The 26,576-nt window shown below is 54.0% G+C and carries 26 protein-coding genes; 14 read left to right on the forward strand and 12 right to left on the reverse strand.

Going from position 1 to position 26,576, the window contains the following annotated elements:
* Window positions 1-56: 56 nt before the first annotated feature.
* Entirely contained in the window at window positions 57-1,676 is a 1,620-nt protein-coding gene (locus tag FA92_RS08750; RefSeq protein WP_033783200.1) for a peptide ABC transporter substrate-binding protein, read from the reverse strand.
* A 152-nt stretch (window positions 1,677-1,828) separates the two neighbouring features.
* On the opposite strand from FA92_RS08750, the gene mpaA reads away from it, so the two are divergent.
* Complete coding sequence (gene mpaA, locus FA92_RS08755; RefSeq protein ID WP_033783201.1) at window positions 1,829-2,536, forward strand: murein tripeptide amidase MpaA; 708 nt, start codon at window positions 1,829-1,831, stop codon at window positions 2,534-2,536.
* Here the strand turns inward: mpaA and ycjG are convergent.
* A complete protein-coding gene (ycjG, locus tag FA92_RS08760; RefSeq protein ID WP_033783202.1) occupies window positions 2,511-3,494 on the reverse strand; it encodes an L-Ala-D/L-Glu epimerase in 984 nt (327 codons plus the stop codon). The genes mpaA and ycjG overlap by 26 nt on opposite strands.
* Before the next feature lie 146 nt (window positions 3,495-3,640).
* Between ycjG and tpx the strand changes: the two genes are divergently transcribed.
* Window positions 3,641-4,144, forward strand: coding sequence for a thiol peroxidase (tpx, locus tag FA92_RS08765; protein ID WP_013357974.1), 504 nt, complete (start codon window positions 3,641-3,643; stop codon window positions 4,142-4,144).
* 49 nt (window positions 4,145-4,193) lie between these two features.
* On the opposite strand, the gene tyrR is transcribed toward tpx, so the two are convergent.
* Window positions 4,194-5,759 carry a transcriptional regulator TyrR gene (tyrR, locus tag FA92_RS08770; protein WP_013357975.1) on the reverse strand — a complete coding sequence of 522 codons (1,566 nt, stop codon included), beginning with the start codon at window positions 5,757-5,759 and terminating at the stop codon, window positions 4,194-4,196.
* A 229-nt stretch (window positions 5,760-5,988) separates the two neighbouring features.
* Here tyrR and FA92_RS08775 point away from each other — a divergent pair, with 229 nt between their 5' ends.
* From FA92_RS08775 to FA92_RS08785, 3 genes are read left to right on the forward strand one after another with little or no spacing between them, the layout of a single operon-like run.
* On the forward strand, window positions 5,989-6,345 hold the full coding sequence (locus FA92_RS08775) for a GtrA family protein (protein ID WP_033783203.1): 357 nt from the start codon (window positions 5,989-5,991) through the stop codon (window positions 6,343-6,345).
* Entirely contained in the window at window positions 6,345-7,295 is a 951-nt protein-coding gene (locus tag FA92_RS08780) for a glycosyltransferase family 2 protein (protein WP_013357977.1), read from the forward strand. Before FA92_RS08775 ends, FA92_RS08780 begins: the two co-directional genes overlap by 1 nt.
* Before the next feature lie 47 nt (window positions 7,296-7,342).
* Window positions 7,343-8,764 carry a hypothetical protein gene (locus FA92_RS08785; RefSeq protein WP_239780518.1) on the forward strand — a complete coding sequence of 474 codons (1,422 nt, stop codon included), beginning with the start codon at window positions 7,343-7,345 and terminating at the stop codon, window positions 8,762-8,764.
* A gap of 43 nt (window positions 8,765-8,807) precedes the next feature.
* Here FA92_RS08785 and FA92_RS08790 read toward each other — a convergent pair whose 3' ends face one another.
* Genes FA92_RS08790 through pspA form a run of 6 tightly spaced genes read right to left on the reverse strand, consistent with a single transcriptional unit; the run spans window position 8,808 to window position 12,822 of the window.
* Entirely contained in the window at window positions 8,808-9,869 is a 1,062-nt protein-coding gene (locus FA92_RS08790; protein WP_033783206.1) for a YcjF family protein, read from the reverse strand.
* Complete coding sequence (locus FA92_RS08795; protein ID WP_033783208.1) at window positions 9,866-11,263, reverse strand: YcjX family protein; 1,398 nt, start codon at window positions 11,261-11,263, stop codon at window positions 9,866-9,868. Before FA92_RS08795 ends, FA92_RS08790 begins: the two co-directional genes overlap by 4 nt.
* A complete protein-coding gene (gene pspD, locus FA92_RS08800) occupies window positions 11,244-11,492 on the reverse strand; it encodes a phage shock protein PspD (RefSeq protein WP_003853796.1) in 249 nt (82 codons plus the stop codon). The genes FA92_RS08795 and pspD overlap by 20 nt, the downstream gene beginning before the upstream one ends.
* 54 nt (window positions 11,493-11,546) lie before the next feature.
* Entirely contained in the window at window positions 11,547-11,897 is a 351-nt protein-coding gene (gene pspC / locus FA92_RS08805; RefSeq protein WP_013357981.1) for an envelope stress response membrane protein PspC, read from the reverse strand.
* Window positions 11,894-12,121: an envelope stress response membrane protein PspB gene (pspB, locus tag FA92_RS08810; protein WP_033783210.1), complete on the reverse strand. Its 228-nt coding sequence runs from the start codon at window positions 12,119-12,121 to the stop codon at window positions 11,894-11,896. The genes pspC and pspB overlap by 4 nt, the downstream gene beginning before the upstream one ends.
* 35 nt (window positions 12,122-12,156) lie before the next feature.
* Window positions 12,157-12,822 carry a phage shock protein PspA gene (pspA, locus tag FA92_RS08815; protein ID WP_033783211.1) on the reverse strand — a complete coding sequence of 222 codons (666 nt, stop codon included), beginning with the start codon at window positions 12,820-12,822 and terminating at the stop codon, window positions 12,157-12,159.
* A gap of 164 nt (window positions 12,823-12,986) precedes the next feature.
* Here pspA and pspF point away from each other — a divergent pair, with 164 nt between their 5' ends.
* The gene (pspF, locus tag FA92_RS08820; protein ID WP_033783213.1) at window positions 12,987-13,988 is read left to right on the forward strand and encodes a phage shock protein operon transcriptional activator; all 1,002 of its coding nucleotides are present in this window, start codon (window positions 12,987-12,989) and stop codon (window positions 13,986-13,988) included.
* A 138-nt stretch (window positions 13,989-14,126) separates the two neighbouring features.
* Here the strand turns inward: pspF and FA92_RS08825 are convergent, their stop codons facing one another.
* Window positions 14,127-15,416: an MFS transporter gene (locus tag FA92_RS08825; protein ID WP_071822208.1), complete on the reverse strand. Its 1,290-nt coding sequence runs from the start codon at window positions 15,414-15,416 to the stop codon at window positions 14,127-14,129.
* 108 nt (window positions 15,417-15,524) lie between these two features.
* Between FA92_RS08825 and FA92_RS23270 the strand changes: the two genes are divergently transcribed.
* From FA92_RS23270 to FA92_RS23275, 4 genes are all read left to right on the forward strand, one after another.
* Window positions 15,525-15,716: a hypothetical protein gene (locus FA92_RS23270; protein ID WP_033783215.1), complete on the forward strand. Its 192-nt coding sequence runs from the start codon at window positions 15,525-15,527 to the stop codon at window positions 15,714-15,716.
* 152 nt (window positions 15,717-15,868) lie between these two features.
* On the forward strand, window positions 15,869-17,491 hold the full coding sequence (sapA, locus tag FA92_RS08835) for an ABC transporter substrate-binding protein SapA (RefSeq protein WP_033783217.1): 1,623 nt from the start codon (window positions 15,869-15,871) through the stop codon (window positions 17,489-17,491).
* Entirely contained in the window at window positions 17,492-18,457 is a 966-nt protein-coding gene (sapB, locus tag FA92_RS08840; protein WP_033783219.1) for a putrescine export ABC transporter permease SapB, read from the forward strand.
* 82 nt (window positions 18,458-18,539) lie between these two features.
* A complete protein-coding gene (locus FA92_RS23275) occupies window positions 18,540-18,710 on the forward strand; it encodes a hypothetical protein (RefSeq protein ID WP_156105692.1) in 171 nt (56 codons plus the stop codon).
* Window positions 18,711-19,402: 692 nt separating this feature from the next.
* Here the strand turns inward: FA92_RS23275 and FA92_RS08850 are convergent.
* Together FA92_RS08850 and FA92_RS08855 are read right to left on the reverse strand one after the other, a co-directional pair.
* On the reverse strand, window positions 19,403-20,989 hold the full coding sequence (locus FA92_RS08850) for a sensor domain-containing diguanylate cyclase (protein WP_081917131.1): 1,587 nt from the start codon (window positions 20,987-20,989) through the stop codon (window positions 19,403-19,405).
* 595 nt (window positions 20,990-21,584) lie between these two features.
* Entirely contained in the window at window positions 21,585-21,764 is a 180-nt protein-coding gene (locus FA92_RS08855) for a general stress protein (RefSeq protein WP_033783222.1), read from the reverse strand.
* 1,110 nt (window positions 21,765-22,874) lie between these two features.
* On the opposite strand from FA92_RS08855, the gene sapC reads away from it, so the two are divergent.
* The 4 genes from sapC (at window position 22,875) to fabI (ending at window position 26,496) form a co-directional block, all read left to right on the forward strand.
* Window positions 22,875-23,765 carry a putrescine export ABC transporter permease SapC gene (gene sapC / locus FA92_RS08860; RefSeq protein ID WP_033783223.1) on the forward strand — a complete coding sequence of 297 codons (891 nt, stop codon included), beginning with the start codon at window positions 22,875-22,877 and terminating at the stop codon, window positions 23,763-23,765.
* Entirely contained in the window at window positions 23,766-24,761 is a 996-nt protein-coding gene (sapD, locus tag FA92_RS08865) for a putrescine export ABC transporter ATP-binding protein SapD (protein WP_013357992.1), read from the forward strand.
* 1 nt (window position 24,762) lies between these two features.
* On the forward strand, window positions 24,763-25,566 hold the full coding sequence (gene sapF / locus FA92_RS08870) for a putrescine export ABC transporter ATP-binding protein SapF (protein ID WP_013357993.1): 804 nt from the start codon (window positions 24,763-24,765) through the stop codon (window positions 25,564-25,566).
* A 141-nt stretch (window positions 25,567-25,707) separates the two neighbouring features.
* Complete coding sequence (fabI, locus tag FA92_RS08875; protein WP_010244547.1) at window positions 25,708-26,496, forward strand: enoyl-ACP reductase FabI; 789 nt, start codon at window positions 25,708-25,710, stop codon at window positions 26,494-26,496.
* Window positions 26,497-26,576 lie beyond the last annotated feature (80 nt).

Consider the following 26,576-nt stretch of genomic DNA (forward strand, 5'->3'; position numbering starts at 1 on the left):
CTCCGGGCTGTGTAGAAAGATGTCAGCCGATGGCCGGAAAACCGGCCATGACAGGCTTAGTGCTTTTCAATCCAGAGTTCACGGCTGTAGGCGACGTCTTCAGGATTTGTGATGGGATAGCCTTTGACCCAGGGTTTAATGAGGCGGCCATTGGTGTACTGATAGATAGGGGCAATGGGTGTCTGTTCAGCCAGGATCTGCTCCGCCCGGTTGTAGTCGCTGTTGCGCGCCTGGTCATTGGTCTCACGGCTGGCTTTGGCGATGACCGCATCATAATCCGCGTTGCTGAAACGCGAAATATTGCTGCTGTTGCCTGAGGTCAGCAGATTCAGGAAGGTAGAGGGCTCATTGTAGTCACCCACCCACGAAGCACGGATCACATCAAAGTTCCCGCTATTACGGCTGTCGATATAGGTTTTCCACTCCTGATTCTCCAGCGTGACATCCACCCCGAGGTTCTTTTTCCACATTGAGGCCACGGCAATCGCAATCTTCTGATGGCTTTCAGAGGTGTTATAGAGCAACTTGAGTTTCAAAGGCTTGCCAGGACCATATCCGGCTGATGTCAGAAGTGCTTTCGCCTGCGCGTTCAGAGTGTTCTGATCGTGCTGCTGCATGAAAGTGGGCAAGGGCTTAAAGCCTGCTGTCACATCTGGCGTAAAGTGCCACGCCGGCTTCTCACCGGTGCCCAGCACTTTTTCAGCAATGACTTTACGGTCAATAGACCATGACAGCGCTTTACGAACCCGCACATCGGCAGTCGGTCCCTTCTGCGTATTAAAGGCATAATAATAGGTACCTAACTGGTCAGGTGTGTAGACCTCTCCCGGCAACGTTTTTTTCAGCATCGCATACATATTCTTAGGGAAGGATTCGGTGATATCGACATCATTCGCGCGATAGCGCTTGGTGGCGCTCGACTCTTCATTGATCGGGACAAAGGTCACTTTTGTCAGCACCGAATGTGCATCATCCCAGTAGTCCGGATTACGGATCAGGACGATTTTTTCATTTACCACCCGCTCGCTGAGCTGATAGGCCCCGTTGCCCACCAGTTTGCCGGGTGACGTCCAGCTGTCGCCCTCCTGCGCAATCGTCTTCTGAGGAACCGGGAAGAGCGCCACGTTAGCCACCAGCGCCGGGAACCACGGCACCGGACGATCCAGCGTCACTTTCAGCTGCGTTTTACCCTGAGCGATCACACCCAGCTTATCGGGCGTCATTTCGCCTTTGGTAATCGCTGCCGCATTTTCAATGCCGCTTAAGCCCGCGAACCAGGCAAAGGGTGAACTGTTTTTTGGATCGACCAGGCGCTGCCAGCTGTATACAAAATCCTGCGCAGTCACCGGATCGCCGTTTGACCAGCGCGCGTTATTGCGCAGGGTGAAGACCCAGGTTTTATTGTCGTTACTGCTCCAGCTCTGTGCCACGCCCGGCACAATCTTGCCCTGTGCATCCTGATTGGTCAGGCCTTCAAACAGATCGCGAATCACCTGAATTTCCGGCAGTCCGACTGCTTTAAGCGGATCAAGTGAAGCGGGTTCATCTTTAATGTGGCGAACGAGCTGCTGCTGTTCAGCCAGCTGTGCGCCAGCGGGTGGATTCGCCGCGATAGCGGGTGTGATAACACTGCTCAGACTGATTGCTGCCAGCGTCATACGAAAGGTCTTAACCATCATCACTCCTTTACCCCAAAGAAGTGCTGCATCAGTCTGTTGCTGATACAGCTTGTGCAGGGCACTTTAGCGCAAATGGCTGACAGATAAATAGCTATTTTCCGCGCACGGCTTTTCCGCTACTTTGAGTAAAACCCTTTGAGGAAATGAGTATGTCACCACTCCATCCGCGACCCCTGCGGGGCAAACTTGACGTTCCCTATCAGCAGTATGGCCGCTCTGTGCTGGGCGCACCGCTGCTGTGGTTTCCGGCTCCGCTCGGCGATCCCGACAGCGGTCTGATCCTGGCCGGCACCCATGGTGATGAGAATGCGGCCATCGCGACGCTCTCCGCCGCATTACGCACGCTGCCCGACGGCATGCGTCGGCACCATGTGGTATTAGCGGTGAATCCGGATGGCTGTCAGCTTGGGCTGCGCGCTAACGCAAATGGCGTCGATCTCAACCGTAACTTCCCGGCAGCAAACTGGCAGTCAGGCGAGACGGTGTATCGCTGGAACAGCGCGGCCGATGCGCGTGATGTGGCGCTCTCAACCGGCACGCATCCGGGCTCTGAACCGGAAACCCAGGCGCTCTGTGCCCTGATTCATCAGCTTAAGCCGCGCTGGATCGTCTCATGGCATGAACCGCTGGGCTGCATTGACGATCCGCATCAGGTGGAGATTGGCGGCTGGCTGGCCAGCCACACCGGCCTTCCCCGCGTCAGCAGCGTCGGCTATGACACGCCAGGCTCATTCGGCAGCTGGTGTCACGATCTCAGTCTGCCCTGCGTCACCGCTGAAATGCCGGTGATTTCCGTGGATGAAGCCACAGAGACTTACCTTGAGATGATGGTCAACCTGCTGCGCTGGCAGCAATAATCAGCTGACCGTTGCGCACGTTGATCGCCGGTTCTGCATCGACCGCCAGCCAGGTTGGCCCGTCGAGATCGGCGAAGCAGGTCTGCGGCACCAGCGGCAGCGCAGCGCGTATCGCCCGCGAGGTACAAAGCATGCAGCCCAGCATCACCGTAAAACCCTGCTGCTGAGCCGCATCGGCCAGCGCCAGCGCCTCGGTCAGCCCGCCCGTTTTATCCAGCTTAATGTTGACCATCTCATAGCGGCCTCGTAGTGCCACCAGGCTTTCGCGGGTATGACAGCTCTCATCCGCGCAGATCGGTAACGGATGGATAAAGTTCTCCAGTGCCGCATCCTCATCCGCGGGCAGAGGTTGCTCCAGCATCGCGACATTGATATCGGCCAGCAGCTGACAGCGCGCCGCCAGCCCCTCAGCATGCCAGGACTCATTCGCATCCACAATCAGCGTCGCGTCCGGCACAGCTGCGCGGATCGCCATCAGCCGTTCGGTGATGAAATTATCGTCCAGCTTAACCTTCAGCAGCGTTGCACCATGCTGCCACAGCGCCAGCGCGCTGCTGGCCATCGCTTCCGGGGTATCGATACTGACGGTCTGTGCGGTGACCACATCCTCAGGCGCACTAATACCGCTAAGCTGCCAGAGGCTGCTCTGCTGCTGATGTGCGGCCAAATCCCACAGTGCGCTGTCAATCGCGTTGCGCGCAGCACCAGCAGGCAGTGCCTGTTGCAGCGCTTCGCGCGTCATGCCCTGTTGCAGCGCGGGCAGCAGCGTGGCGATTTGCGCCAGCACCGAGGCTTCGCTTTCACCGTAGCGCGCATAAGGCGTCGCTTCTCCGACGCCTTTGACGCCGTCTTCCTCAATTTCAACCACCACCACTTTGACTTCGGTTCGCGTTCCACGGGCAATGACAAACGGCGTATGCAATGGCCAGGCTTCGGGATAACTTTTTACCGTTCTCATTTCCACTCCACAGTGTGTGATGCAGTGGCAGACCGCCACGTCAAATTCAACAATTGAACTCGTAAACCCTTAACATTTATGTCATAAACAACGGCTATCTTTAGCCGTTTTGTATTGGATATTTTTTCTCATCAAAAGGAATCACTATGTCTCAGACTGTTCATTTTCAGGGTAACGCCGTACCGGTTGCTGGTCAGTTTCCTCAGGCTGGCGATAAAGCCAAAGCTTTCACGCTGGTCGCTAAAAACCTGGTCAACGTTGCGCTCTCTGAGTATGCAGGAAAACGCAAAATTCTGAACATTTTCCCGAGTGTTGATACCGGCGTCTGTGCTTCATCAGTGCGCAAATTCAATCAGGCCGCGAGCGAACTGAATAATACGGTGGTGCTGTGTATTTCTGCGGATTTGCCGTTTGCCCAGTCACGTTTCTGTGGCGCAGAAAACCTGAGCAACGTAGTCACCCTGTCGACGCTGCGCGGCTCAGAGTTTAAATATGATTATGGCGTGGAAATTGCCGATGGTGCGCTGGAAGGTCTGACTGCTCGTGCGGTGATCGTGCTGGATGAGAACGATAAAGTGATCTACAGCCAGCTGGTGGATGAAATCACCACTGAGCCTGACTACGACGCTGCACTGGCCGCGCTGAAGTAATAAAAAAAGCGGATAACCCGGTTATCCGCTTTCACCTTTTGTTTGCCGCTTATTCGCTTTCGTTGCGCTTCTGCCCCAGACCATATTCCCGCAGCTTATTGGCAATCGCGGTGTGCGACACCCCCAGCCGTTTTGCCAGCTTTCGGGTGCTGGGATAAGAGAGATAGAGCCGCGTCAGAATCGAGCGTTCGAAACGGCTGGTGATCTGATCCAGTGTGCCTTCCAGGGCTTCATCGCCGAGTGACACATCCAGCGCCTGTTCAGGCAACACGATATCCTGCGGACGCAGTTCGTATCCTTCCAGCTGAGTTAACGCCCTGTACAGCGCGTTTTTCAACTGACGCACGTTGCCAGGCCAGGCATAGCGGGTCAGAAACGCGTTGAGCTGTGGCGAGAGACGCGGACGCGCCATCCCCTGCTCATCCGCAAAGCGGGCCACAAACATCTCGGTCAGCGGCAGAATGTCCTGTGGACGGTCGCGCAACGGTGGCAGTTGCAGCGTCAGCACATTGAGACGGTAGAAGAGATCCTCGCGGAACTCCCCGCGCTGCACCAGTTCAATCAGGTTCTTCTGCGTGGCGCAGATCACGCGCACATTGACATGCACTTCATGCTCTTCACCGACGCGACGGAAAGTACCGTCATTCAGAAAACGCAGCAGCTTGGTCTGCATTCTTGGCGACATCTCGCCAATCTCATCCAGCAGAACCGATCCGCCATTGGCCTGCTCGAAAAAGCCTTTCTTGCCTTCCAGCGCATTCGGATAAGCGCCGGCAGCATGTCCAAACAGCTCGCTTTCCGCCACGTCGTCGGGCAAAGAGGCACAGTTCAGCGCCAGGAAAGGATTTTTCCCACGGGCACTGCGCAAATGGCAGGCACGTGCCAGCATATCTTTCCCGGTGCCGGTGTCGCCAACAATCAGCAGCGGCGCATCGAGCATTGCCAGTTTGCGCGCCTGATCGACGACCTGACGCATCTTCGGCGTGACGGCAATGATATGGTCAAACTCCGATTCGTCGGTGACCACCAGATTCTGCAACTGGCGGCCCATGCGGGCTGTCGACTTCAGCATTACCATCGCCCCAACCGGCCTGTCACTCTGGCCCTCTTCACCCGGCAGATAGATAGGACGCGCTTCCATCAGAAAATCACGCCCCTCAATAACGACATGCTGGGCCTGCGCCTCAACCCGATCGCTCTCAAGCCAGCGCTGGAAATTAAAGCCATTAATCAGATGACCGGCGCTAAAGTTGCGCATCTTCTCTTCATCGAGATTAAACAGGTTCTGAGCGGCCGGATTGGCCAGCTCAACCTTGCTTTTCAGGTCAATGGAGAAAACCGGATCCGGCATCGCCACCAGCAGCGCACTCAGCGCGCGATGCTCCCGTTCAGAGGGCATGTACGTCACCGTGCGCACATCTGTTACGCCGGGTGTACGGCGGATTTCCGCCATCAGATTACTGAAGGCGTCAAATTCCAGTGCAGAAAAGTTCAGGTAGATGCGGCCCAGCGCCGTAATTTCGATACCGCGTAAATCAATGTTGCGTGCCACCAGCAGGTCAAGCAGTTCACGCGTCAGACCGATACGGTCCTGACAGAACACTTCCAGACGCATTGCGTTCGCCTTAATCAGGTTCAGATAAAACAATAATACGCTATGTGGCGCACCTGCAGAAAGGTATCTGTCAGGAAATGTTGACAGTTACCGCGCATATGGTGGACTTTTGTACGGACCTGCTGTCGACTGTCATTGCCGGTTGAATGTCAGTCTTTGTCAGCAGCGGACTGTTGATTGCGGGCTAACCAGGGTATATTTTTCACAACTGATTAGAATTGATTATAAAATGCTGACTTTCTTCGCAAAATATCTGACTGTGGGTATGGTTAATACCCTGATTCACTGGGTGACCTTTTTCATCGCCCTGAGCCTGGGTCTCATGCAGTCGACCGCTAACCTGATTGCATTTTGCATGGCCGTCACCTTCTCTTTCTTTGTGAATGCGCGCTGGACCTTTAAACAGCAGGCGACCGCGTGGCGTTATATTCTTTACGTCGTTTTTATGGGTGCGATGGCATTCAGCGTGGGTTATCTGGCCGATCGATTAGGCCTCTATCCGATTATTACCCTTGTCATCTCATCAGCTATCAGCCTGGTGTGTGGCTTTCTTTTTTCCCGCTTTATCGTCTTCAAGGGAGAATAATGAAAATCTCTTTGGTGGTGCCGGTATTTAATGAAGAGGAGGTTATCCCTCTTTTTTATGATGCGGTCAGAAAATATGAAGCGCTGGCAGAGTGGCAGGTTGAGATTGTTTTTATCGATGATGGCAGCACAGACGCAACCTATAAACTGATATCCCAGCTGAGCCAGCGCGATCCGCTGGTGCGCAGTCTGTCGTTTATTCGTAATTTCGGCAAGGAACCGGCGCTGTTTGCCGGCCTGGAAGCCGCCACCGGCGATGCCGTGATCCCGATTGATGTGGATTTGCAGGATCCGATCACGATTATTCCCGACATGATCCGTAAATGGCAGGCAGGCGCAGATGTCGTGTTAGCCAGGCGGATTGACAGGCGTGCCGATGGCCACCTCAAACGTAAAACAGCGCACTGGTTTTATAAACTGCACAACAGCATCAGCGATCCGCAGATAGAGGAGAACGTCGGTGATTTCCGGCTGATGTCGCGTGAAGTGGTTGAGAACATTAAGCTGCTGCCCGAGAAGAATCTCTTTATGAAGGGCATTCTGAGCTGGGTCGGCGGACAGACGGACATCGTGGAATATGTGCGCACTGAGCGGATCGCAGGCCGCAGTAAATTCGGCGGCTGGAAGCTATGGAATCTTGCGCTGGAGGGACTGACCTCATTCTCTACCGTTCCGCTACGCATCTGGTCATATCTGGGCTTTCTGGTGGCCTCGCTGGCCTTCCTGTATGGACTCTGGATGATCGTGGATAAACTGCTGTTTGGTAATCCGGTGCCGGGTTACCCCTCTATTCTGGTTTCGGTGCTGTTTCTCGGTGGGGTGCAGCTTATTGGCATTGGCGTGTTGGGTGAATATATTGGCCGCATCTATATAGAAACCAAAAACCGGCCTCGCTATATTTTGCGAAAATCCGTGACGACCAGACTAAACCCGCCTCAGAACACGGATTAAACTGCCCGTTCAGGCGCAGAGAAGATGGCCAGATTAAAAAAGGATGAATGATGTTCGCCACTGATACCGGACTGACACGTCGTAAGGTTTTTTTACTTATTGCGGTAGTTTTTCTGATTGCTTACAGCCCCGCTTATTTAACCCATTACGCCTATACCGATGACTGGACGAATCTTTACTGGGCTAATTTTGACAGGCTGAGTATTTTAAACTGGGACACGTTATCCGGCAGGCCGGTTTATGGGATTATTCAGTACAGCGCCTCTTTTCTGGTGGAGAGCGTAGAAAAGCTGGCACTGCTGCGTTCAGTCGCGATTGTTCTGCTCATTTTAACCGGTTATTACATCTACAGCCTGTGTCAGAAAGATGGGCTGCTGGAGAATCAGGCTCAGCGAATTACTTTTGCATTATTGCTTTGTCTGCTCCCTTCATTTCAGGTTTATGTTGCATGGGCATCCTGTTTCCCCTATATCGCTGCGATTTTACTGGCGGGTGCCAGCTACCGTTTGTCGATTAAACCGGGTATCCCAGCCCGCCTGTCAGCATTCTGCCTGCTGACCATCGCATTCTGTCTTTATCAACCGGCTGCGATGAGCTTTACCTTCTATGCTGCGCTGCACCTCTGCTTTTCCGCGCGAAAAATTGATAAGAAACAGGCGCTCATCTCACTGATGGTGCTGGGCGCAGGCATGTTTGCAGCGCTAATCGCCTCGAAGGTGCTGCCCGTCCAGCTTTATGGTCATACGCTGCCACGCTCAGCATTCAGCTACGACATCCTGGTTAAACTGAAATGGTTTTTTACCGAATACCTGAAGAACGTGATCTGCAATTTTGACCTTGGCGCAAAAACGGTATCGGTGATCATCTCTTCGATCATTATTGGTTTTGGCCTGAAGAAAATTAAAGCCGCGGGCAACGATAAATTTTATCTGATTTTTGTCTTACTGCTGATTGCCGCACTGCCTAATCTGATAGTCAGTGAAAGCATGGCCGCTTACCGGACATTGATTGCCGGTGCGCTGATAACCACCAGCGCATTTATTCTCGGCCTGTTTGAAATCAGCAAAAAGTTAAAATGGAAAAAGCCATTCTATGCGCTGCTGGTGATAGTGGCTGGCTCGCTGACGATAAGCCATCTGATCAACGGTTACTCAGTTCCGGCTCGCAAAGAGTTTGCCCTGCTCGATCAGGCGATCATTCAGCAGGTTCCGAAAGATTTCAATGGCGCACTCTATTATCGCCTGACCGGCGAGTATTTGCCGAAGGTTGCGACGTTACGAAAATATGATGATTTCGGTGGGCTTGGGCTGAGCATGTCATGGACATTCGCCGGAATGGCACATTTTATCCGGGAGAAAAACGGAATGGCCTTTACGCTGCCAGCGAATCCGGTGATCACCGATGAAGCGGCGTGTCCGGGTAAATGCCTGACTATCGATTCAAGGCAGGTCCTGCGCCAGCCAGACTAATCAATAAAGGCGGCCTGGCCGCCTTTAGTTGGTCATAAGAGCGTCAGGCGGACTTATTGCCACCCTTCTGCAGCGCCTCTTTCATCTGCCCCAGCAGTTCACGACGAAAGTCGCCGAGCCTCGGCTTATCCTGCTCCATCCAGGGCAACGGACGGCAAAGCTCCATCGCTTTGATACCCAGTCTGGCGGTTAATAAACCTGCTCCAATACCCTGCGCGGCCCGCGTGGAAAGCCGGGCGGCGATATCCTGCGACATCCAGTCCATACCCACTTCCCGCACCAGTTCAGACGCGCCGGCAAAGGCCATATTAAGCAGCACCAGACGGAATAGCCGGATACGGCTGAAGTAGCCCAGCTCAATGCCATAGATTGCCGCGATACGGTTGACCAGCCGCAGATTACGCCAGGCGATAAACGCCATATCCACCAGCGCCAGCGGGCTGACCGCAATCATCAGTGTGGCTTCCGCTGCATGACGGCTGATCTCGCGTCGCGCCTGGCGATCCAGCACTGGCTGCACCAGTTGGGCATATAAGCGAACGGTTTCACTGTCATTGTGGGTTTCATGCAGCGAGGCATGCCAGCGCTGCAGGGCCGGATGCGCCTGATCCAGCTCCGCCTGCTGCGCCAGTTTTTCGCAGAAAGTGCGGCCTTTGCCGATGCCATGACTGTGCAGCAGCTCGCGGCCCACATCCCGCTCTTCCGCGCGCTGACGCAACTGATAGAGCCGACGCCACTCGGTGGTCAGCGCGCCCACACCCGCCAGTACAATCAGGCCACCTGCCACGCCGCTGCCCAGCGAAAACCAGTCGCGGGCCAGCCAGGCATCGTGCGTCCACTGTACACCCTGTGCAATCACGCTGACGCCAAACAGCAGCGCGCCTGCCGTCACCATCTTGCGCCACAGACTGCGCTTTGGCTTCAGCGCGGCTTCTACTGCCCGTTCACCTGCGCCCTCCTCTTCGACGGCGGCATCCTCATCCTGCACCGCCAGAAATGCAGCCTGCGCTTCGGCTTCAAAGGTCTGCGCCGGGCGCAGCGGCGTCGTACTGCTCTCATCCAGTGGACGGGCAAAATCGATACGCGGCTTCAGCGGATCGCTCATCGCAATTTATCTCCCAATAAAAATTCCAGCGCGGCATCCATGCGGATATGCGGCAGCGGACGATCAACGTCGAGCTGCTGCGGCCGGAACTGTTCAAACTGAAAGCCCTGCTGCTGCCAGAAGGCATTACCGGGCAGGCGCGGCGGCACTTCGCCGGGATAGACGGTGAGCGGCTCGCCATCGGTCAGACGATGACCGCGCAGGGCCGGGATTTTTTCGCCACGGTGATCGACCAGCCCGCTCTGCGTCGCCTGCACCGACGCCAGCCCGATGCAGTCCATACTGATGCCTTCAAACGCCGCGTTTTGCCAGGCATCCTGCACCAGTTGCTGCAGCAGGGAGACCATGTTGCCATGCTGATCGCTGGTAATGTGGTCCGCCTTGGTAGCGGCAAACAGTAATTTGTCGATCACCGGTGAGAACAGCCTGCGGAACAGAGTGCGCTGACCGTAATGAAAACTCTGCATCAGTTGCGTAAGTGCCAGCCGCATATCGTTAAACGCCTGGGGACCGCTATTCAGCGGCTGCAGGCAGTCAACCAGCACAATCTGGCGATCAAACCGCAGGAAGTGATTCTTATAGAAGCCTTTCACCACATGCTGGCAATAGTAGTTAAAACGCTGCTGCAGCATGCTGAAGTTACTGCCCTTGTCCGCCTGCGCCAGCTTAGTCAGTTGCGCCTCATCAGACGTCGGCCAGGGGAAGAACTGCAGTGCGGGCGCGCCGGCCATATCACCGGGCAGCACGAAGCGGCCGGGCTGAATAAAGTGTAAGCCTTCCGTTTTACAGCGATGCAGGTAGTCGGTCCAGGCGGCAGCAATTTCCGCCAGCTGGGTTTCATCGGCGGGGGCAAGCGGGTCGAGTTTTTCGCAGAGTGCGCGCCACGGCTTAGCCCACTCAGCGCGATCGCCCTGCAGCAGACCGTTCATCTGTCGGGACCAGGCGAGGTAGTCCTGCGCCAGCATCGGCAGATCAAGCAGCCATTCGCCAGGATAGTCGACAATCTCAAGATAGAGCGTCGCCGTCTCTTTCAGGTGGCGCAACAGGGAATCATTGGGCCGGTAGCGCAGCGCCAGACGCATTTCGCTGACGCCGCGGGTTGGCGTGGGCCAGGCAGGCGGCGTGCTGTAGAGCTGAGCCAGGCCTTCGTCGTAGGTAAAACGCGCCGTGCCCATGTCACGCTGTGGCACCCGTTTTACCCCCAACAGGCGTTCATCCCGCACAACGGAAAACAGCGGCAAACGTGCGCCGCTGTGAACCGTTAAAAGCTGATTAACCAGTGAGGTTATAAAGGCGGTTTTACCGCTGCGGCTTAAGCCGGTTACCGCCAGCCGCAGGTGGCGATCGACGCCACGGTTCATCAACGCCACTAATTCAGTTTGCAGTCTTTTCATCGTTCTCCCTGATGAAGCGCGAAGCCACCCGGTTCATTACGCGTTTCAGCAGTGGCTCCAGTGCCACAGCCAGCAACAGACGTAACGGGCGTCGCGCTACCGATTTCACCGCCCAGCCAGTGACACCAGCGGGACCGTAGGTAACAGCATTGATAATGATGAATTTAGCCGCCGACTTCAATGCAGGTGCCGCGCGGTGACGAAAAGCAGTGGATCGCGAAAAAGACATTAAACCTCCATTGAGCCAGCGTTCGGGCCTGAAACAGGCCCGGTAATAGCAGAATTAAATCTGGCGGAAGCGGCTGCGCACGCTGAAGGTTTCAGACGTAACATAGCGCTCCAGGTCGCGCACGTTGCGCTCATCCCGTTGCAGGGTGCTCTCCAGCTGATCCAGCAACTCACTGGCGGTTGGCTGGCGTTCGCCGTCACTGGCGTTGGCAGGCTTCTCATCCAGCACAAAACCCAGCACGAAATAGGCGATCACCGTAAAGACAAACAGTCCAAAGAACAGCGATAACACCACAATAACCCGCAGCAGGCGAACCGGGATGTCGAGATACTCCGCCAGACCCGCGCAGACGCCCATTAGCTTGCCTTCGTCAGGCTTGCGCCATAACTTACGACCTTTCATCATGGCTGCCTCCAGTTAGGATGCTCAGCGTTCAGAATCGCTTCCAGCGCATCAATACGTTCACGCATCCGCTGCGCATCCTGCGTGACGCGCTGCAGCCGCTGGATTTCGCTTTGCGAAAGTTCCGAACCGCCGTTGCGTTTGTTGCTGTAATGCAGCCATAACCAGATCGGTGCGACAAACAGCACAAAGATCGTTAGCGGTATGGCGAGAAAAAGTGCGCTCATTGACTCTCCTTAATCACTTATCGCAACGTCGATGATTACTCACTGCGGTTCATTTTGGCTTTCAGCGCATTAAGCTGCTGGCTGATTTCATCATCCGCTTTCAGGTCAGTAAACTGCTGGTCCAGGGTTTTCGGTTTACCAAAACCGTGGCTTTCAGCTTCCGCTTCCATGTGGTCAATGCGACGTTCAAAAGATTCAAATCGGGCCATCGCTTCGTCGATTTTGCCGCTGTCGAGCTGACGACGCACATCGCGTGACGAAGAAGCTGCCTGATGACGCAGGGTTAACGCCTGCTGACGGGCACGTGTTTCGGTCAGTTTTTTCTCAAGCTCGCTGATTTCGCCTTTCATGCGCTCCAGCGTCTCTTCAACCTGGCCCACTTCCTGTTTCAGGCAGGCGATCAGGTCGGTGAGTTTCTGTTTTTCAATCAGCGCCGAACGGGCCAGATCGTCTTTGTCTTTGCGCAGCGCCAGCTCCGCTTTTTCCTGCCAGTCAGCCTGCTGCAGCTCGGCCTGCTCAATACGGCGTGACAGCTGTTTCTTTTCAGCCAGCGACCGCGCGGAGGTAGAGCGTACTTCAACTAAGGTGTCTTCCATTTCCTGAATCATCAGGCGGACCAGTTTTTGTGGATCTTCCGCACGCTCCAGCAGGGAATTAATGTTGGCATTTACGATGTCAGCGAAACGAGAAAAAATACCCATGATGATGTTCCTCTTATAATGTTTTAAAACATGATGTCCTGCCTGATTAATACAATATGCGTGCCAACTTTTTATCTTTATGATTTAAATCATATTTTAAATTTTACAGGCTTTTCGCCATGTTTTAAGATAGTCAAAATGATTAAGGGGTGGCGAAATTCATCATGACAGGCACGAATGATAATCTGCTGGGTGAGTCTAATAATTTTCTGGAGGTACTGGAGCAGGTTTCAAAACTGGCTCCCCTTGAGAAACCGGTGATGGTTATTGGCGAGCGCGGCACGGGTAAAGAGCTGATCGCCAGCCGGCTGCACTATCTCTCTGACCGCTGGCAGGGACCGTTTATCTCGCTGAACTGCGCCGCACTGAATGAGAATCTGCTCGACTCTGAGCTGTTTGGTCATGAAGCTGGCGCCTTTACCGGCGCACAGAAGCGCCATCTGGGACGTTTTGAGCGTGCTGACGGCGGTACGCTGTTTCTGGATGAGCTGGCAACCGCACCGATGCTGGTTCAGGAAAAACTGCTCAGGGTAATTGAGTACGGGCAGCTCGAGCGCGTGGGCGGCAATCATGCCTTGCAGGTTAACGTACGGCTGGTCTGCGCCACCAACGAAGATTTGCCCGCCCTGGCAGCGGCAGGCAAATTCCGCGCCGATTTGCTGGATCGTCTTGCCTTTGATGTGGTGCAGTTGCCGCCACTGCGCGAACGCCGCAGTGATATTCTGGTGATGGCCGAGCATTTTGCGATTCAGATGTGCCGCGAGCTTGGCCTGTTGCTGTTTCCCGGCTTTACCGCTAAAGCGCAACAAGCCCTGCTTGATTATCACTGGCCCGGCAATGTTCGCGAGCTAAAAAACGTGGTTGAGCGCTCCGTCTATCGTCACAACAGCAGCGAGCTGCCGCTGGATAATGTCATTATTAATCCGTTCGCTTCACGCTCTGAACCGGTTATGCTCCCGCGTTCCAGTCAGGAGACAGAGAGTAGAGGCCTGCCTGCCCTCCCGCTGGATCTGCGTCAATGGCAGAATCAGCAGGAGCGGGAGCTGGTCGATGCCAGCCTGCACCAGGCTCGTTACAACCAGCGCCGCGCCGCCGGATTATTAGGCGTTACTTACCATCAGCTGCGCGCGATGATGAAAAAGCACGATATAAAAGCGGAAATTTGATTCGCCCCCGCCGATGAATGCTCACCCTGCCTCATGAAGAATTATCTCAACGAGGCAGGCGATTGTTGGCAAGGTTTCTTACCTTCCAGAGAAATGAAAAGCTGATTCCCTGCTGCTTTGTCATGAATAAAATTGCTATCACGTGTTGTACGGCTTAGTTCCCATTCGTTCAGGTTGCCTGAGGGCGGGAACCCATCCGACGGCAGCGGTAACAATGACAATCGCCAGTGCTGACATCAGTAAGACACGCTCTATGCCATATTGTGCCGCCAGCGGCCCCGCAACCAGTTGTCCAAAGGGAATGGCAATAAAAGAGCCCATCGCATCGTAAGCGTACACGCGTGCCAGTTTATCCGCCGGAATGTGAGTCTGTAATGAATGCGCCCAGGTTACGCCGAATAGGCCTAATGAAACGCCAGCAATTAAGAAACCCACAATCAGCCCTGCTGCTGGCATATTCTGGCTCAGCATAAATATTGGGAGTGCGCATAGACCCGCCAGCATCGCGCCAATCAAGAGATCGCGACGAGGATGCCATTTCATAGCCAGAAATGAACCCGCAATTAAACCCACGCTATGTGCAGCCACAATAATTCCCCACTGCGCCCGCCCGAAAGAGGCGTCGGCAATCATCGGGCCATAGACCTCCACAATCCCATTGAACGCGACGTTGATAATGGCGAACTGAAGGACTATCGACCAAATCCAGCTTCGCCCGGCAAACTCTACCCAGCCTTCTTTGATATCGCTCAGGATATTGCCTTGCGTCGTCCCGGCATTATTCGGGTTGACGCGCATAAGAAAATAAAGCGGCGCGGAAGCCGCAAAGCCCAGCGCATCAATCGCCAGTCCCCAGCCCGGCCCGACAGCGCTGGTGATCACGCCTCCCATCGACGCCCCCATCACGGTGCCACCATAAACACCGAGCTGAATTAATGCATTAGCCTGACGCAGGTGCTTTGCAGGCACGACCTGCGGAACCAACGCAGACGAAGCAGGCAAAGCAATCCCCGCTGCCGCGCCATTCAGAGCACCCAGCAAGGTGAGGCTCAGTACCGTGGCTGAACCATCAAGCACAGACCACGCAACGATAGCCTGAGAAACAGCGGCAACCAGCGCCGATACAACTAACACCCGACTGCGTGAATAGCGGTCAGCAACGACACCCCCCACCAGCAGAAACAGCACGTTGAACAGGGAACGGGATGCAACCACTACGCCTAAATCTGAGGCAGAGCCGCCAATATCCAGCACCGCAAAAGCCAGCGCAATGGGTGCGATTCCATTGCCCAGTACGGTGAACAGACGTCCTAAAAAGAGATAACGAAAGGATGCATAATGGAAAACCTGAGCATTTTTCTGGAATTTATTCATTGTCAGGAGTTGGTTGAGCTGAAGTTGTGCATATAGTAACTGCGTTTCTGTAATAGTTAAGTCCGGTTTTATGCAGGTCTCCCGCACGTTATTGCGAGGCTTTACAGATAGCACCGTCTTTTACTCTCTTTTCCAGAGACGTGCATTCCACGCAAAATCGCAATGAATTCAGCTGCTCACTCAAAGGCGATCCTGCCCTTCAGACCTGACCGTTCAACTGCAAAAGCCAAAAAAAAGCCCGCCATTAAGGCGGGCAACAATACTGGAAGCAATGTGAGCAATGTCGTGCTCTTCTTCGGCAGAGCCACCGTCGAAGTGCAGGTGAATAATAATCATTCTTATTATCATCTGTAAAGCAGTTATTGAGAACTTTTCTCATCACCACATCATTTGTGCGCTCATTTTAAGTTGCGATGACGAAAATCAGGCTGGCAGTGGTTGCAGGTTTTGGGACTATGCCTGCTTTGCGATACACTCTGGTTAATGCCTCAAAATCGTTGAGTTCTATGTCAAAACTACTATGTTCGCTGTTGCTCAGTCTCAGCGCGTTGAGTTCGCCTGCGTGGTCAGCGCCTGCGGGTGATATCCGCCAGACCGGCTTTGTCTATTGCGTCAGCGGCACGCTGAACACGTTTAATCCGCAGATGGCCAGCAGCGGGCTGACTGTCGATACGCTGGCGGCACAGTTATATGACCGCTTGCTGGATGTCGATCCCTATACCTATCGTCTCAAGCCCGATCTGGCGTCGAGCTGGGAAGTACGCGATAACGGCGCGACGTATCGCTTTCATCTGCGCAGCGGCGTCCAGTTCCAGCAGACTAACCAGTTTCGCCCTACCCGCGCACTAAACGCCGACGATGTGGTATTCAGCTTCGCAAGGATGTTTGACCGTCATCATCCCTGGCATAACGTCAACGGCGGTAACTACCCCTACTTTGATAGTCTGCAATTTGCCGATTCCGTCCAGAGTGTTAAAAAGATTGACAACAGGACGGTTGAGTTCAGGCTGAACAGCCCGGACGCCTCGTTCCTGTGGCATATGGCGACCCACTATGCGCCGGTACTGTCGAAAGAGTATGCCGACCAGCTCACCGCTCAGGGCCGTCAGGAAGAGATGGATCGTCAGCCGGTGGGCACCGGTCCTTATCAGCTCAGCGAATATCGCACCGGTCAGTACATCCGTCTGGCGCGCAATCCACACTACTGGCGTGGGGTGCCGCGTCTGCAACAGGCGGTGATCGATCTTGGTTCCGGCGGAACCGGTCGCCTTTCCAAACTATTGACCGGTGAATGCGACGTACTGGCCTACCCCGCGGCAAGCCAGCTCAGCATACTGCGTGATGACCCGCGCCTGCGGATGACACTGCGTCCCGGTATGAACATTGCTTATCTGGCTTTTAATACCCGTAAGCCTCCACTCGACCGGCCTGAAGTCCGGCATGCGCTGGCGCTGGCCATCAACAATGAGCGGTTGATGGAGTCGATCTACTACGGCACTGCCGAAACGGCCGCTTCGATATTACCGCGCGCGTCCTGGGCTTATGACAATGATTCGCGCATTACCGGCTACGATCCTGAGAAGTCACGCGCCGCGCTTGCCGCACTCGGCATCAGCGATCTGCATCTGCGGCTGGTTGTGCCTGCCGCCTCGCAGTCGTGGAATCCCAGCCCACTGAAAACCGCCGAACTGTTACAGGCGGATCTGGCGCAGGTTGGTGTCCGGCTGACCATTGTGCCGGTCGAGGGCCGTTTTCAGGAGGCGCAGCTGATGGCGATGAACCATGATCTGACGTTGTCAGGCTGGGCCACCGACAGTAACGATCCGGACAGCTTCTTCCGCCCGCTGCTCAGCTGTGCGGCGATTCGCTCGCAGACCAATTACGCGCACTGGTGCTCTCCGGCCTTTGACGAAACGCTGCAGAATGCTCTGCTATCACAACAACTCTCTGGCCGCATCGACAGTTATGACAAAGCGCAGCAGATTCTGGCACAGGAGTTACCGGTGTTACCGCTGGCCTCCTCTCTGCGACTGCAGGCATTTCGTCATGACATCAAAGGGCTGGTACTGAGTCCGTTTGGCAACGCCTCGTTTGCCGGGGTTTATCGTGAAGCTGATGAGGGTAAGTAAGTGATTATCTATATTTTGCGCCGTCTGCTGCTGCTGCTCATTACCCTGTTTCTGCTCTCGCTGGTCAGCTTCAGCCTGAGCTACTTTACCCCTAATGCCCCGCTGGAAGGCGCTGCGCTCTCCGATGCCTGGTGGTTCTGGTTCAAAGGGATGCTGCAGTTTGATTTTGGCGTCTCCAGCACTAACGGTCAGGAGATTGGGCTACAGCTGCGTGAGGTTTTCCCGGCTACCATGGAGCTCTGTATCCTTGCGTTTCTGTTTGCGCTGCTGGTAGGTATTCCGCTGGGGATCTGCGCCGGTGTGATGCGCAATAAATGGCAGGATAAAACCATCAGTGCGCTGGCACTGGTCGGCTTCTCTGCGCCCATCTTCTGGCTGGCGCTGCTGCTGACGCTGTTCTTTTCGCTGACCCTGGGCTGGCTGCCGGTATCGGGACGTCATGACCTGCTCTATCCGGTGCAGAATATCTCCGGCTTTGCGCTGATTGACGCCTGGCTAAGTCCTTCGCAATGGCGGCATGAGATGATTATCAGCGCCCTGTCCCACCTTATTCTGCCGGTGCTGGTGCTGGCGATGGCCCCGACGACAGAAGTGATCCGCCTGCTGCGCAACAGCACCAGCGACGTGATGGATAAAAACTATGTCAAAGCGGCGGCCACACGCGGTCTTTCGCGCTTCACGGTGATCCGTCGCCACGTATTGCACAACGCGCTGCCGCCGGTCATCCCGCGTCTGGGCCTACAGTTCTCCACCATGCTGACGCTGGCCATGATCACCGAAATGGTCTTTAACTGGCCGGGTCTGGGCCGCTGGCTGATTAACGCGATTCGTCAGCAGGATTATGCCGCGATCTCAGCCGGTGTGATGGTAATTGGCGGGCTGGTGATTCTGGTGAATGTGATTTCTGATGTGATTGGTGCGGCAATGAATCCGCTGAAACACAAGGAATGGTATGCCCTCCGGTAGGGCTTATGCGCCGCGGGAAAGTTATTCAAAACATGCCGGTATGAATTTGGGCTGTTAAATGACTTTCAACCTGGATGAGGCTATGAAATTATGGATGATGCTGACCTCGCACAGGAACGCGAAGAAGCACATCCTGTTGCCTTTCTGGCAATTCCTTAAAGCTTCAATGGCTTATGCGTCTGGTGCAATGATGGAGCCGTATTGGCCGGGACGGCTTTCTGTTTGTATTTCCAGGGACACCGCAGGATTCTGACTATCGCGACCAGACTTTACAAATTCTGGTATAAAGACCACAGGTTATTCATCAGGGAAAAGATTATGAGTCTCAGCAGAGTGTTACTTGTACTGGTTTTTGCAGCATGTATTGCCCTGTTACTCAAGGCGGGCTCATTCAGGGTTACGCATTATCTTGATGACAAAATCGATAATCAGATTACCCGATGGGCTGATGGCAAGTAAGCAATCAGGTTCATTCAGCAGACCTGGTCCGGGCGGGTCTTTTTCAGCTCCCGCCACCATAACGTGCTTACGCTTCGCTATTAAATCTTTTGTCACTATCAATCGCACAGTAACACTGTATGGTGTGCGAATCAGCCTTTGCTGATGCTACGATTTTCCTTTTTTGATGCAATTCATGCCTGCGTAACGCGGGCTTTTTTGTGCCCAAAACCAGCCAGCGCTTACCGACATCTCTTCACAGGAACCAGACAATCCCCGGGTTAAATCGGTAAAGCTGAAGGGTGACTCAGAGGGTAAGTGTTTTTCGATAGCGTTAACGGAGGGTGAAACAACGTCAGCCTCTGGCACAAACCTGCGTCAGGCCGCCTTCGTCGCCAAAACCCTGGAATGGTCAGCCGATTGATTTATCACCCCAGCCAGGTCATGCGCGGCACCAGGCTCCCAAACGGCCAGGGCTGGACGAACTCATCACATCCTGAATTTCATTTAATTCAGCCCATGGACACGGTTGCGGCCATTGTGTTTTGCTTCATAGAGCGCCTTATCAGCCTGTTGCTTAAGTCTTTTGGCCTCATCTGGCTGGCCGTTTGAAATCAGGCTACTGTATCCGGCGCTAAGGGTCACAATACCTTCAGGAATACCGGAGGTTTCGTGCGGTATTCCGGCAGACATAACTGCGTTTACTGCGCGCTCCGCCACCTTTTTCCCCATGCTTTCTCCACCCGAAGGCAGGATAATGGCAAACTCTTCTCCGCCGTAACGTGCAACCACGGCATCCTGTCGCTGCGTGATTTCTTTCAGAATGGTGCTGACACGCTGCAGACAGGTATCGCCGGCGACATGCCCGTAGGTATCGTTGTAACGCTTGAAAAAGTCGATATCAAACATGATCAGTGCCACGGGTTCACCCGACTTTTGAGAGCGCTTCAGGACCTGATCTAACATCGCATCAAACTGGCGGCGATTAGCCAGTCCGGTTAGCCCGTCAATTAATGCCAGTGACTGCAGCGTATGGTTGATCGTGGTCAGCTCATCCCTGATCTGTGTTAATTCCAGCTGATTTCTGACGTTCTTTTTAACCTGTCTGAGAACAAACATCCCCATCCCGGAAATCATTACAAGCAGAACCACGTTCAGTATGACGTCGATGATATTGGCGGAGAACCAGTCGCTCCGGATCTTATCGAGGTCGTATCCCGCCGTGACAATGAGCGGATACTGCTCAAGGCGGGCGTAGCCATACACCCGCTCTACCCCATCCAGTGCAGAACGCCACGTTGCGCTGCCACTGGCAGAGGTTTTCAGGACAGTTGTAAATAATGGACTCATGGACAGGCTGCGGTTGATGGCAGAATCCGGGAAGGGCCGGATATACAGGACAGAGGTATCAGCAAGAATCAGCCCCAGAACGTCGCGATCACCCAGCGTATAGTAGCTATAGAACTGCCGGAAATAGTCTACTTTGACCGTTGCCAGCGCGACGCCGGCAAAGTTGCCTTTTGAATCATTCAGTCGCAACGATACCGGAATAACAAGGTCACCTGTAGACCTGCTGCGGATAACACGGCCAATCCTTACGCGGGTATCCTCATGGGTACGGTGCCAGATAAAATAGTCCCGATCGGCGTTGCTTCCGTTTGCCGGAACGTAGTTGCCTGACGTGGCAATCCATTTCCCTTGTGCGTCATAAATAAACAGCCCATGAAGCTGACGCAGTTTACCCTGCTGCTCTTTAAGCTGACGAGCGAAGACGGGCGTGGCCGCGTAATCCAGCCCGTTCAGACTGAGCAGTCTGACGGCATCCGCCAGCGTAATATCCACCTGCAGAAAGGCATCTTCTGCCTGTTTGGCGAGAGAAACAGAGAGGTTACGGGCATCATCTTCACGGATATTCTGATTGTGCTGCCACGATCCCCAGAGCGTAAATATGTTAATCACAACAACAGCAAGCACGGTTGCAAAAAGGAAAAACGCCATCGTGCGGCCAAGAGAATTACGGATACCTGAAGGTACAACACCGCCACTGTTTTTATTCAACACAATGATTTCCATTAAATCCTGATACTTAAACATAATTTACGCATGAGATAACCGCAAGCAGACCGGGATGACTCACGATGTTGTTGTGATTTCTGTGAGCGTCCAGCCTGCCGCTGCCAGACAGCATGTTTCCTGATTAAATTGAATCCTTTGATCACCACGGTCTTCACGCTGCGGATGCCACGCCGGAAAAATATATCAACCGTTGTCAGCTTTATTCTCTTTATGACTTAAGTATTTTATTTTAAGAGATTGAATCAGGTCTGGCAGAGAGTAAATGACAAAGTCCAGACAGCGTTACTTTTGCATAAACGACTGCCGGGCTGAGGTTGCAATATTTTAATGATGTCGCGCGGTGAATGGCTGATTAATTTAACACGCTCTCTTTTCAGACCTGCTTCGTTTACTCTGTTATGACAATCCAGCAAGCGAATGAGAAACATTTTATAATCACTGGGATAGTTAACGCAGGCAAACACATAACTCCCCGCTAATAAACCGTACATTTTCGGCAGGGATTTATTCAGAGCAGATACTTCCATTTTAAAAACCACGTTATTTAATAAATATTTGAACGTGAAAGCCCCGACTGGTTTGCCGGGGCCTGCGGCCTGATCAGAATATCAGATTATTCAGACTTACGTCCGCCGCTGTGGCTATTCTGGCCACCTTTCTTACCGGCTTCTGAAGCTTTTTCACGGTCATTGGCGAAATTATCCCCGCTATGCTGCCCGCCTTTTTTACCCGCTTCAGATGCTTTCTCAGGGTTTTCTGCAAAATTACCTGAACCACCACGATGTTCGGCCATGATATCCTCCTGGATAACTCTATTTATAGATGGCAACCGGTATAAATAAGTCATACTGGTCATAGTCATATTGTAATATTTATTCCAGATGCACCCCTGATGTTTGCAAGCGCACCCGGAAAGACCCGGCGATAAAAACCCGTTAAGCGAAACGCACCGATAAAAAATAAGCCAGACGACAAAGGTCAAGTTTTAAAAAGAAAACATAATTTTAAGGTGACGACATAAAAACATAAACTATCAATACTGTTAATAAAATATTACGTTTATATAAAAACCATAAAACATACGCCTTAAATATTACCCACCGCTTTAATGTCACTCACATCAAAAACCGCTTAAAAATCGCGGTTTTTTATTTCATCAGGCGATCGCTACCGTCATCAGGGTTCACACATGAATCGTCTTGCCCGAGTGCTCTGACAGTGGCTGACCGGATTCGATTAACATCGCCGCGTGGCTTATCCCTGTCCGTTTGCATGGCACGCTGTAGCGACGGTAACGGCAAGTATCCGACAGACCTGCCACTGACCTGAGCGAGCGACTATCTTCCCATAACGTCACTATTAATCATTTGATTCACTCCCCTTTGCCCAGGACCGCCAGAATAGGATCCAGGAAGTTTTGCTGATTTATGTGGGTCTTAACGTTCTGTCGTCTTTGCCACCCTTTTTTGCAGCCTGTCATGGAACACCCGATGGCCCGGATTGTAATTCTCTGTAACCCAGCGCCGAAATTGCTGACGCCGTTTCCTTGCCTGTGACGGGGATCTCGACGGATAATCCCCTATAGTCAGTTGAACGGGCTTACCCTCCAGCAATTACGGTTGAAAATGCCACTTCGCCAGTAAGGGAGAGGCTGACATGCAGGCTGGACGAGTTTGGGAATACCTTCGTTTTATCGCGGCGCTTAACGGTGTCTGATATCGATAAGCGACAGGTACATTCTCTCTGCGTATTCGCAAAGACGTACACAAACCCTGTAAATTAAAGCTGTTCAGAGTTTTCCATGACAAAGCAACATAAAGCAGACCCACGGGGCAAGTAACTAAAATGACTGATTTTTCTGAAGCAATATTGCCCGGCCTTAAGGATAGTAAAGTGAAAACGTATGCCCTCCGATAATATCTACGCCGAAAAACGCCTGCCCAGCGCGTTTCGTCAGAGCTGGCATCATTTCTATGGCAACCCGATTTCGATGGTCGGCCTGTATGGCTTTGGCGCACTGCTGCTGCTCTGCCTGTTTGGCGGTTTCATGGCACCTTATGATATTGACCAGCAGTTCCTGGGATATCAGCTGCTGCCACCGTCATGGTCGCGCTACGGCGATGTCTCATTTTTCCTCGGCACCGACGATCTGGGCCGGGATGTTCTGAGTCGCCTGCTGAGCGGTGCCGGTCCGACGGTGGGTTCCGCGATTCTGGTGACGCTGTTCGCTACGCTGGGCGCGCTGGTGCTGGGCGTGCTGGCGGGCATGACGCACGGCATTCGCTCGGCGGTGATGAACCATGTGCTGGACACCCTGCTCTCTCTTCCGTCGCTGTTGCTGGCGATTATCGTGGTGGCGTTTCTCGGGCCGCGTCTTGAGCATGCGCTGCTGGCGGTCTGGCTGGCGCTGATGCCACGTCTGGTGCGCGAAATTTACAGTGCCGTGCATGATGAGCTGGAAAAAGAGTATGTGGTTGCCGCGCGCCTGGACGGTGCCAGAGGTCGTAATATTCTGCGCTACGCCATCCTGCCCAATATTCTGCCGCTGCTGATTACCGAAATTACCCGCGCGCTGTCGATGGCGATTCTGGATATTGCCGCACTCGGCTTTCTTGACCTCGGTGCGCAACTGCCTTCGCCGGAATGGGGCGCGATGCTGGGCGATTCGCTGGAGCTGATCTACGTTGCGCCCTGGACCGTGATGCTGCCCGGGGTGGCGCTGATGGTCAGCGTATTAATTGTTAACCTGCTCGGTGACGGCATCCGTCGCGCCGTCGAAGCGGGAGTGGAATAAATGCCGTTACTTGATATCCGTAATCTGACCATTGAATTTATGACCGCTGACGGGCCGGTCAAAGCGGTCGATCGCGTCAATCTGACGCTGGGCGAAGGTGAAGTCCGGGGGCTGGTCGGTGAATCCGGCTCCGGTAAAAGTCTGGTCGCCAAGGCTATCTGCGGCGTGACCAACGATAACTGGCGTGTGACGGCCGATCGCATGGTGTTTGATGATGTGGACCTGCTGCGCCTCTCCCCGCGCGAGCGCCGTCGCATTATCGGGCATAACGTCTCGATGATTTTTCAGGAGCCGCAATCCTGTCTGGATCCCTCCGAGAGCATTGGCCGTCAGCTGATGCAGGTGATCCCGCGCTGGACCTATAAAGGCCCCTGGCTTAAACGCTTCTGGTTCTGGCGCAAAACCCGCGCTATCGAACTGCTGCATCGCGTCGGCATTAAAGATCATAAAGACATCATGCGCAGCTTCCCCTATGAGCTGACCGAAGGCGAATGCCAGAAAGTGATGATTGCCATTGCGCTGGCTAACCAACCGCGTTTGCTGATTGCCGATGAACCCACCAATGCGATGGAACCGACAACGCAGGCGCAGATATTCCGCCTGCTGAGCCGCCTGAACCAGAATAACAACACCACTATTCTGCTGATCAGCCACGACCTGCGCACCATGAGCCAGTGGGCGGACCGTATTAACGTGATGTACTGCGGTCAGACGGTGGAAACCGCTCAGAGCGAAGATTTAATGAGCACGCCACATCATCCTTATACGCAGGCGCTGATTCGGGCGATGCCCGATTTTGGCCGCGCGCTGCCGCACAAAAGCCGTCTCAATACGCTGTCAGGGGCGATCCCATCACTGGAGAGCCTGCCGATAGGCTGCCGCCTGGGGCCTCGCTGTCCTTACGCGCAGCGTAAATGTGTCGAAACGCCGCGCCTCACCGGCAGTAAAACACATCTCTTTGCCTGTCATTTCCCGCTGAATATGGAGGGCCAGTAATATGGAGACCCTGCTGGAAGTGCGCAACCTGAGCAAAACTTTTCGCTATCGCACCGGCCTGTTCCGCCGTCAGCACGTTGAGGCAGTAAAGTCTGTCAGCTTTACCCTGCGCGAAAAACAGACGCTGGCGATTATCGGTGAAAACGGTTCCGGCAAGTCCACGCTGGCGAAGATGCTCAGCGGCATGATCGCCCCCACCGAAGGTGAGATTCTGATTGACGACCACCCGCTGACCTTTGGCGATTACGGCTATCGCAGTCAGCGCATCCGCATGATTTTTCAGGATCCCTCAACCTCACTGAATCCGCGTCAGCGCATCAGTCAGATTCTGGAATTTCCGCTGCGACTTAATACCGAACTGGATGCAGAAGCGCGCGAGAAACGCATTATCGCCACCCTGCGTCAGGTAGGATTACTGCGCGATCACGCCGGATATTACCCACACATGCTGGCACCCGGTCAGAAACAGCGTCTGGGTCTGGCGCGCGCGTTGATCCTGCAACCCAAAGTGATTGTGGCCGATGAAGCGCTGGCCTCACTGGATATGACCATGCGCTCCCAGCTGGTAAATCTGATGCTGGAGCTGCAGGAGAAACACGGAATCGCCTACATTTATGTCACCCAGCATCTGGGCATGATGAAGCACATCAGCGATAAAGTGCTGGTGATGCATCAGGGCGAAGTAGTTGAGCGTGGCGGCACGGCTGACGTGCTCGCCTCCCCCCTGCACGATCTGACCCGGCGCCTGATCAGCAGCCATTTTGGCGAAGCACTCAGTGCCGAAGCCTGGCGGCGCGAGCGCTGATTTTTGCTGCATATCGCGGAAATTGCGGGCCGATTTACCTGATTTATGAGAGACGTGCTAGAATCCGCACGTCGATTAACGTCGGTCGCTTACTTTTTAACCATGCGGCCGCCAACTACAATGACCATAAGGATTACAGCTATGGGTTTTCTTTCCGGTAAGCGCATTCTGATTACTGGCGTTGCCAGTAAACTTTCCATCGCCTACGGTATTGCACAGGCGATGCACAAACAGGGCGCAGAACTGGCTTTCACCTACCAGAACGACAAGTTAAAAGGTCGTGTGGAAGAGTTTGCTAAAGATTTGGGTTCAGACATCGTGCTGCCATGTGACGTAGCCGAAGATGAGAGCATCAAATCTCTGTTCACTGAACTGGCAAAAACCTGGCCGAAATTTGACGGTTTCGTTCACTCTATCGGTTTCGCCCCTGGCGAGCAGCTGGTTGGCGACTACGTGAACGCCGTTACCCGCGAAGGCTTTAAAATCGCGCATGACATCAGTGCTTACAGCTTCGTCGCGATGGCCAAAGAGTGTCGCGAGATGCTGAATCCACACTCTGCGCTGCTGACCCTCTCTTACCTGGGTGCTGAGCGCGCGATCCCGAACTACAACGTAATGGGTCTGGCGAAAGCGTCGCTGGAAGCGAACGTGCGTTACATGGCGAACGCCATGGGCCCGGAAGGTGTGCGTGTTAACGCCGTTTCTGCCGGTCCAATCCGCACCCTGGCTGCATCAGGCATCAAAGATTTCCGTAAGATGCTGGCACATTGCGAAGCGGTTACCCCGATTCGCCGTACCGTAACCATTGAAGATGTCGGCAACTCAGCAGCATTCCTCTGCTCTGACCTGGCTGGCGGCATCACCGGTGAAGTGGTACACGTTGATGGCGGCTTCAGCATCGCCGCAATGAACGAACTGGAACTGAAATAAGTTCTGCAAGGGCGAGCCTGGCTCGCCCTTCTCTTTACGCCCATCCTGCCCTTCCCGCCTGATTTTGCTGCCGTTATACC

This window comes from Pantoea sp. 9140, from assembly GCF_000745295.1.
GTDB classification, from domain to species: Bacteria; Pseudomonadota; Gammaproteobacteria; order Enterobacterales; family Enterobacteriaceae; genus Pantoea; species Pantoea vagans.

Bases quoted from the DNA above. Each gene is read 5' to 3' on its own strand.
- sapC (WP_033783223.1), top strand. From the start codon at position 22,875: ATGCCCTCCGATAATATCTACGCCGAAAAACGCCTGCCCAGCGCGTTT.
- ycjG (WP_033783202.1), bottom strand. From the start codon at position 3,494: ATGAGAACGGTAAAAAGTTATCCCGAAGCCTGGCCATTGCATACGCCG.
- FA92_RS08780 (WP_013357977.1), top strand. From the start codon at position 6,345: ATGAAAATCTCTTTGGTGGTGCCGGTATTTAATGAAGAGGAGGTTATC.
- FA92_RS08750 (WP_033783200.1), bottom strand. From the start codon at position 1,676: ATGGTTAAGACCTTTCGTATGACGCTGGCAGCAATCAGTCTGAGCAGT.
- FA92_RS08795 (WP_033783208.1), bottom strand. From the start codon at position 11,263: ATGAAAAGACTGCAAACTGAATTAGTGGCGTTGATGAACCGTGGCGTC.
- FA92_RS08790 (WP_033783206.1), bottom strand. From the start codon at position 9,869: ATGAGCGATCCGCTGAAGCCGCGTATCGATTTTGCCCGTCCACTGGAT.
- pspF (WP_033783213.1), top strand. From the start codon at position 12,987: ATGACAGGCACGAATGATAATCTGCTGGGTGAGTCTAATAATTTTCTG.
- pspC (WP_013357981.1), bottom strand. From the start codon at position 11,897: ATGATGAAAGGTCGTAAGTTATGGCGCAAGCCTGACGAAGGCAAGCTA.
- pspA (WP_033783211.1), bottom strand. From the start codon at position 12,822: ATGGGTATTTTTTCTCGTTTCGCTGACATCGTAAATGCCAACATTAAT.
- mpaA (WP_033783201.1), top strand. From the start codon at position 1,829: ATGTCACCACTCCATCCGCGACCCCTGCGGGGCAAACTTGACGTTCCC.
- sapA (WP_033783217.1), top strand. From the start codon at position 15,869: ATGTCAAAACTACTATGTTCGCTGTTGCTCAGTCTCAGCGCGTTGAGT.
- FA92_RS23275 (WP_156105692.1), top strand. From the start codon at position 18,540: ATGAAATTATGGATGATGCTGACCTCGCACAGGAACGCGAAGAAGCAC.
- FA92_RS08855 (WP_033783222.1), bottom strand. From the start codon at position 21,764: ATGGCCGAACATCGTGGTGGTTCAGGTAATTTTGCAGAAAACCCTGAG.
- sapF (WP_013357993.1), top strand. From the start codon at position 24,763: ATGGAGACCCTGCTGGAAGTGCGCAACCTGAGCAAAACTTTTCGCTAT.
- FA92_RS08775 (WP_033783203.1), top strand. From the start codon at position 5,989: ATGCTGACTTTCTTCGCAAAATATCTGACTGTGGGTATGGTTAATACC.
- tpx (WP_013357974.1), top strand. From the start codon at position 3,641: ATGTCTCAGACTGTTCATTTTCAGGGTAACGCCGTACCGGTTGCTGGT.
- FA92_RS08850 (WP_081917131.1), bottom strand. From the start codon at position 20,989: ATGTTTAAGTATCAGGATTTAATGGAAATCATTGTGTTGAATAAAAAC.
- tyrR (WP_013357975.1), bottom strand. From the start codon at position 5,759: ATGCGTCTGGAAGTGTTCTGTCAGGACCGTATCGGTCTGACGCGTGAA.
- pspB (WP_033783210.1), bottom strand. From the start codon at position 12,121: ATGAGCGCACTTTTTCTCGCCATACCGCTAACGATCTTTGTGCTGTTT.
- FA92_RS08785 (WP_239780518.1), top strand. From the start codon at position 7,343: ATGATGTTCGCCACTGATACCGGACTGACACGTCGTAAGGTTTTTTTA.
- sapD (WP_013357992.1), top strand. From the start codon at position 23,766: ATGCCGTTACTTGATATCCGTAATCTGACCATTGAATTTATGACCGCT.
- FA92_RS23270 (WP_033783215.1), top strand. From the start codon at position 15,525: ATGAATTCAGCTGCTCACTCAAAGGCGATCCTGCCCTTCAGACCTGAC.
- fabI (WP_010244547.1), top strand. From the start codon at position 25,708: ATGGGTTTTCTTTCCGGTAAGCGCATTCTGATTACTGGCGTTGCCAGT.
- pspD (WP_003853796.1), bottom strand. From the start codon at position 11,492: ATGTCTTTTTCGCGATCCACTGCTTTTCGTCACCGCGCGGCACCTGCA.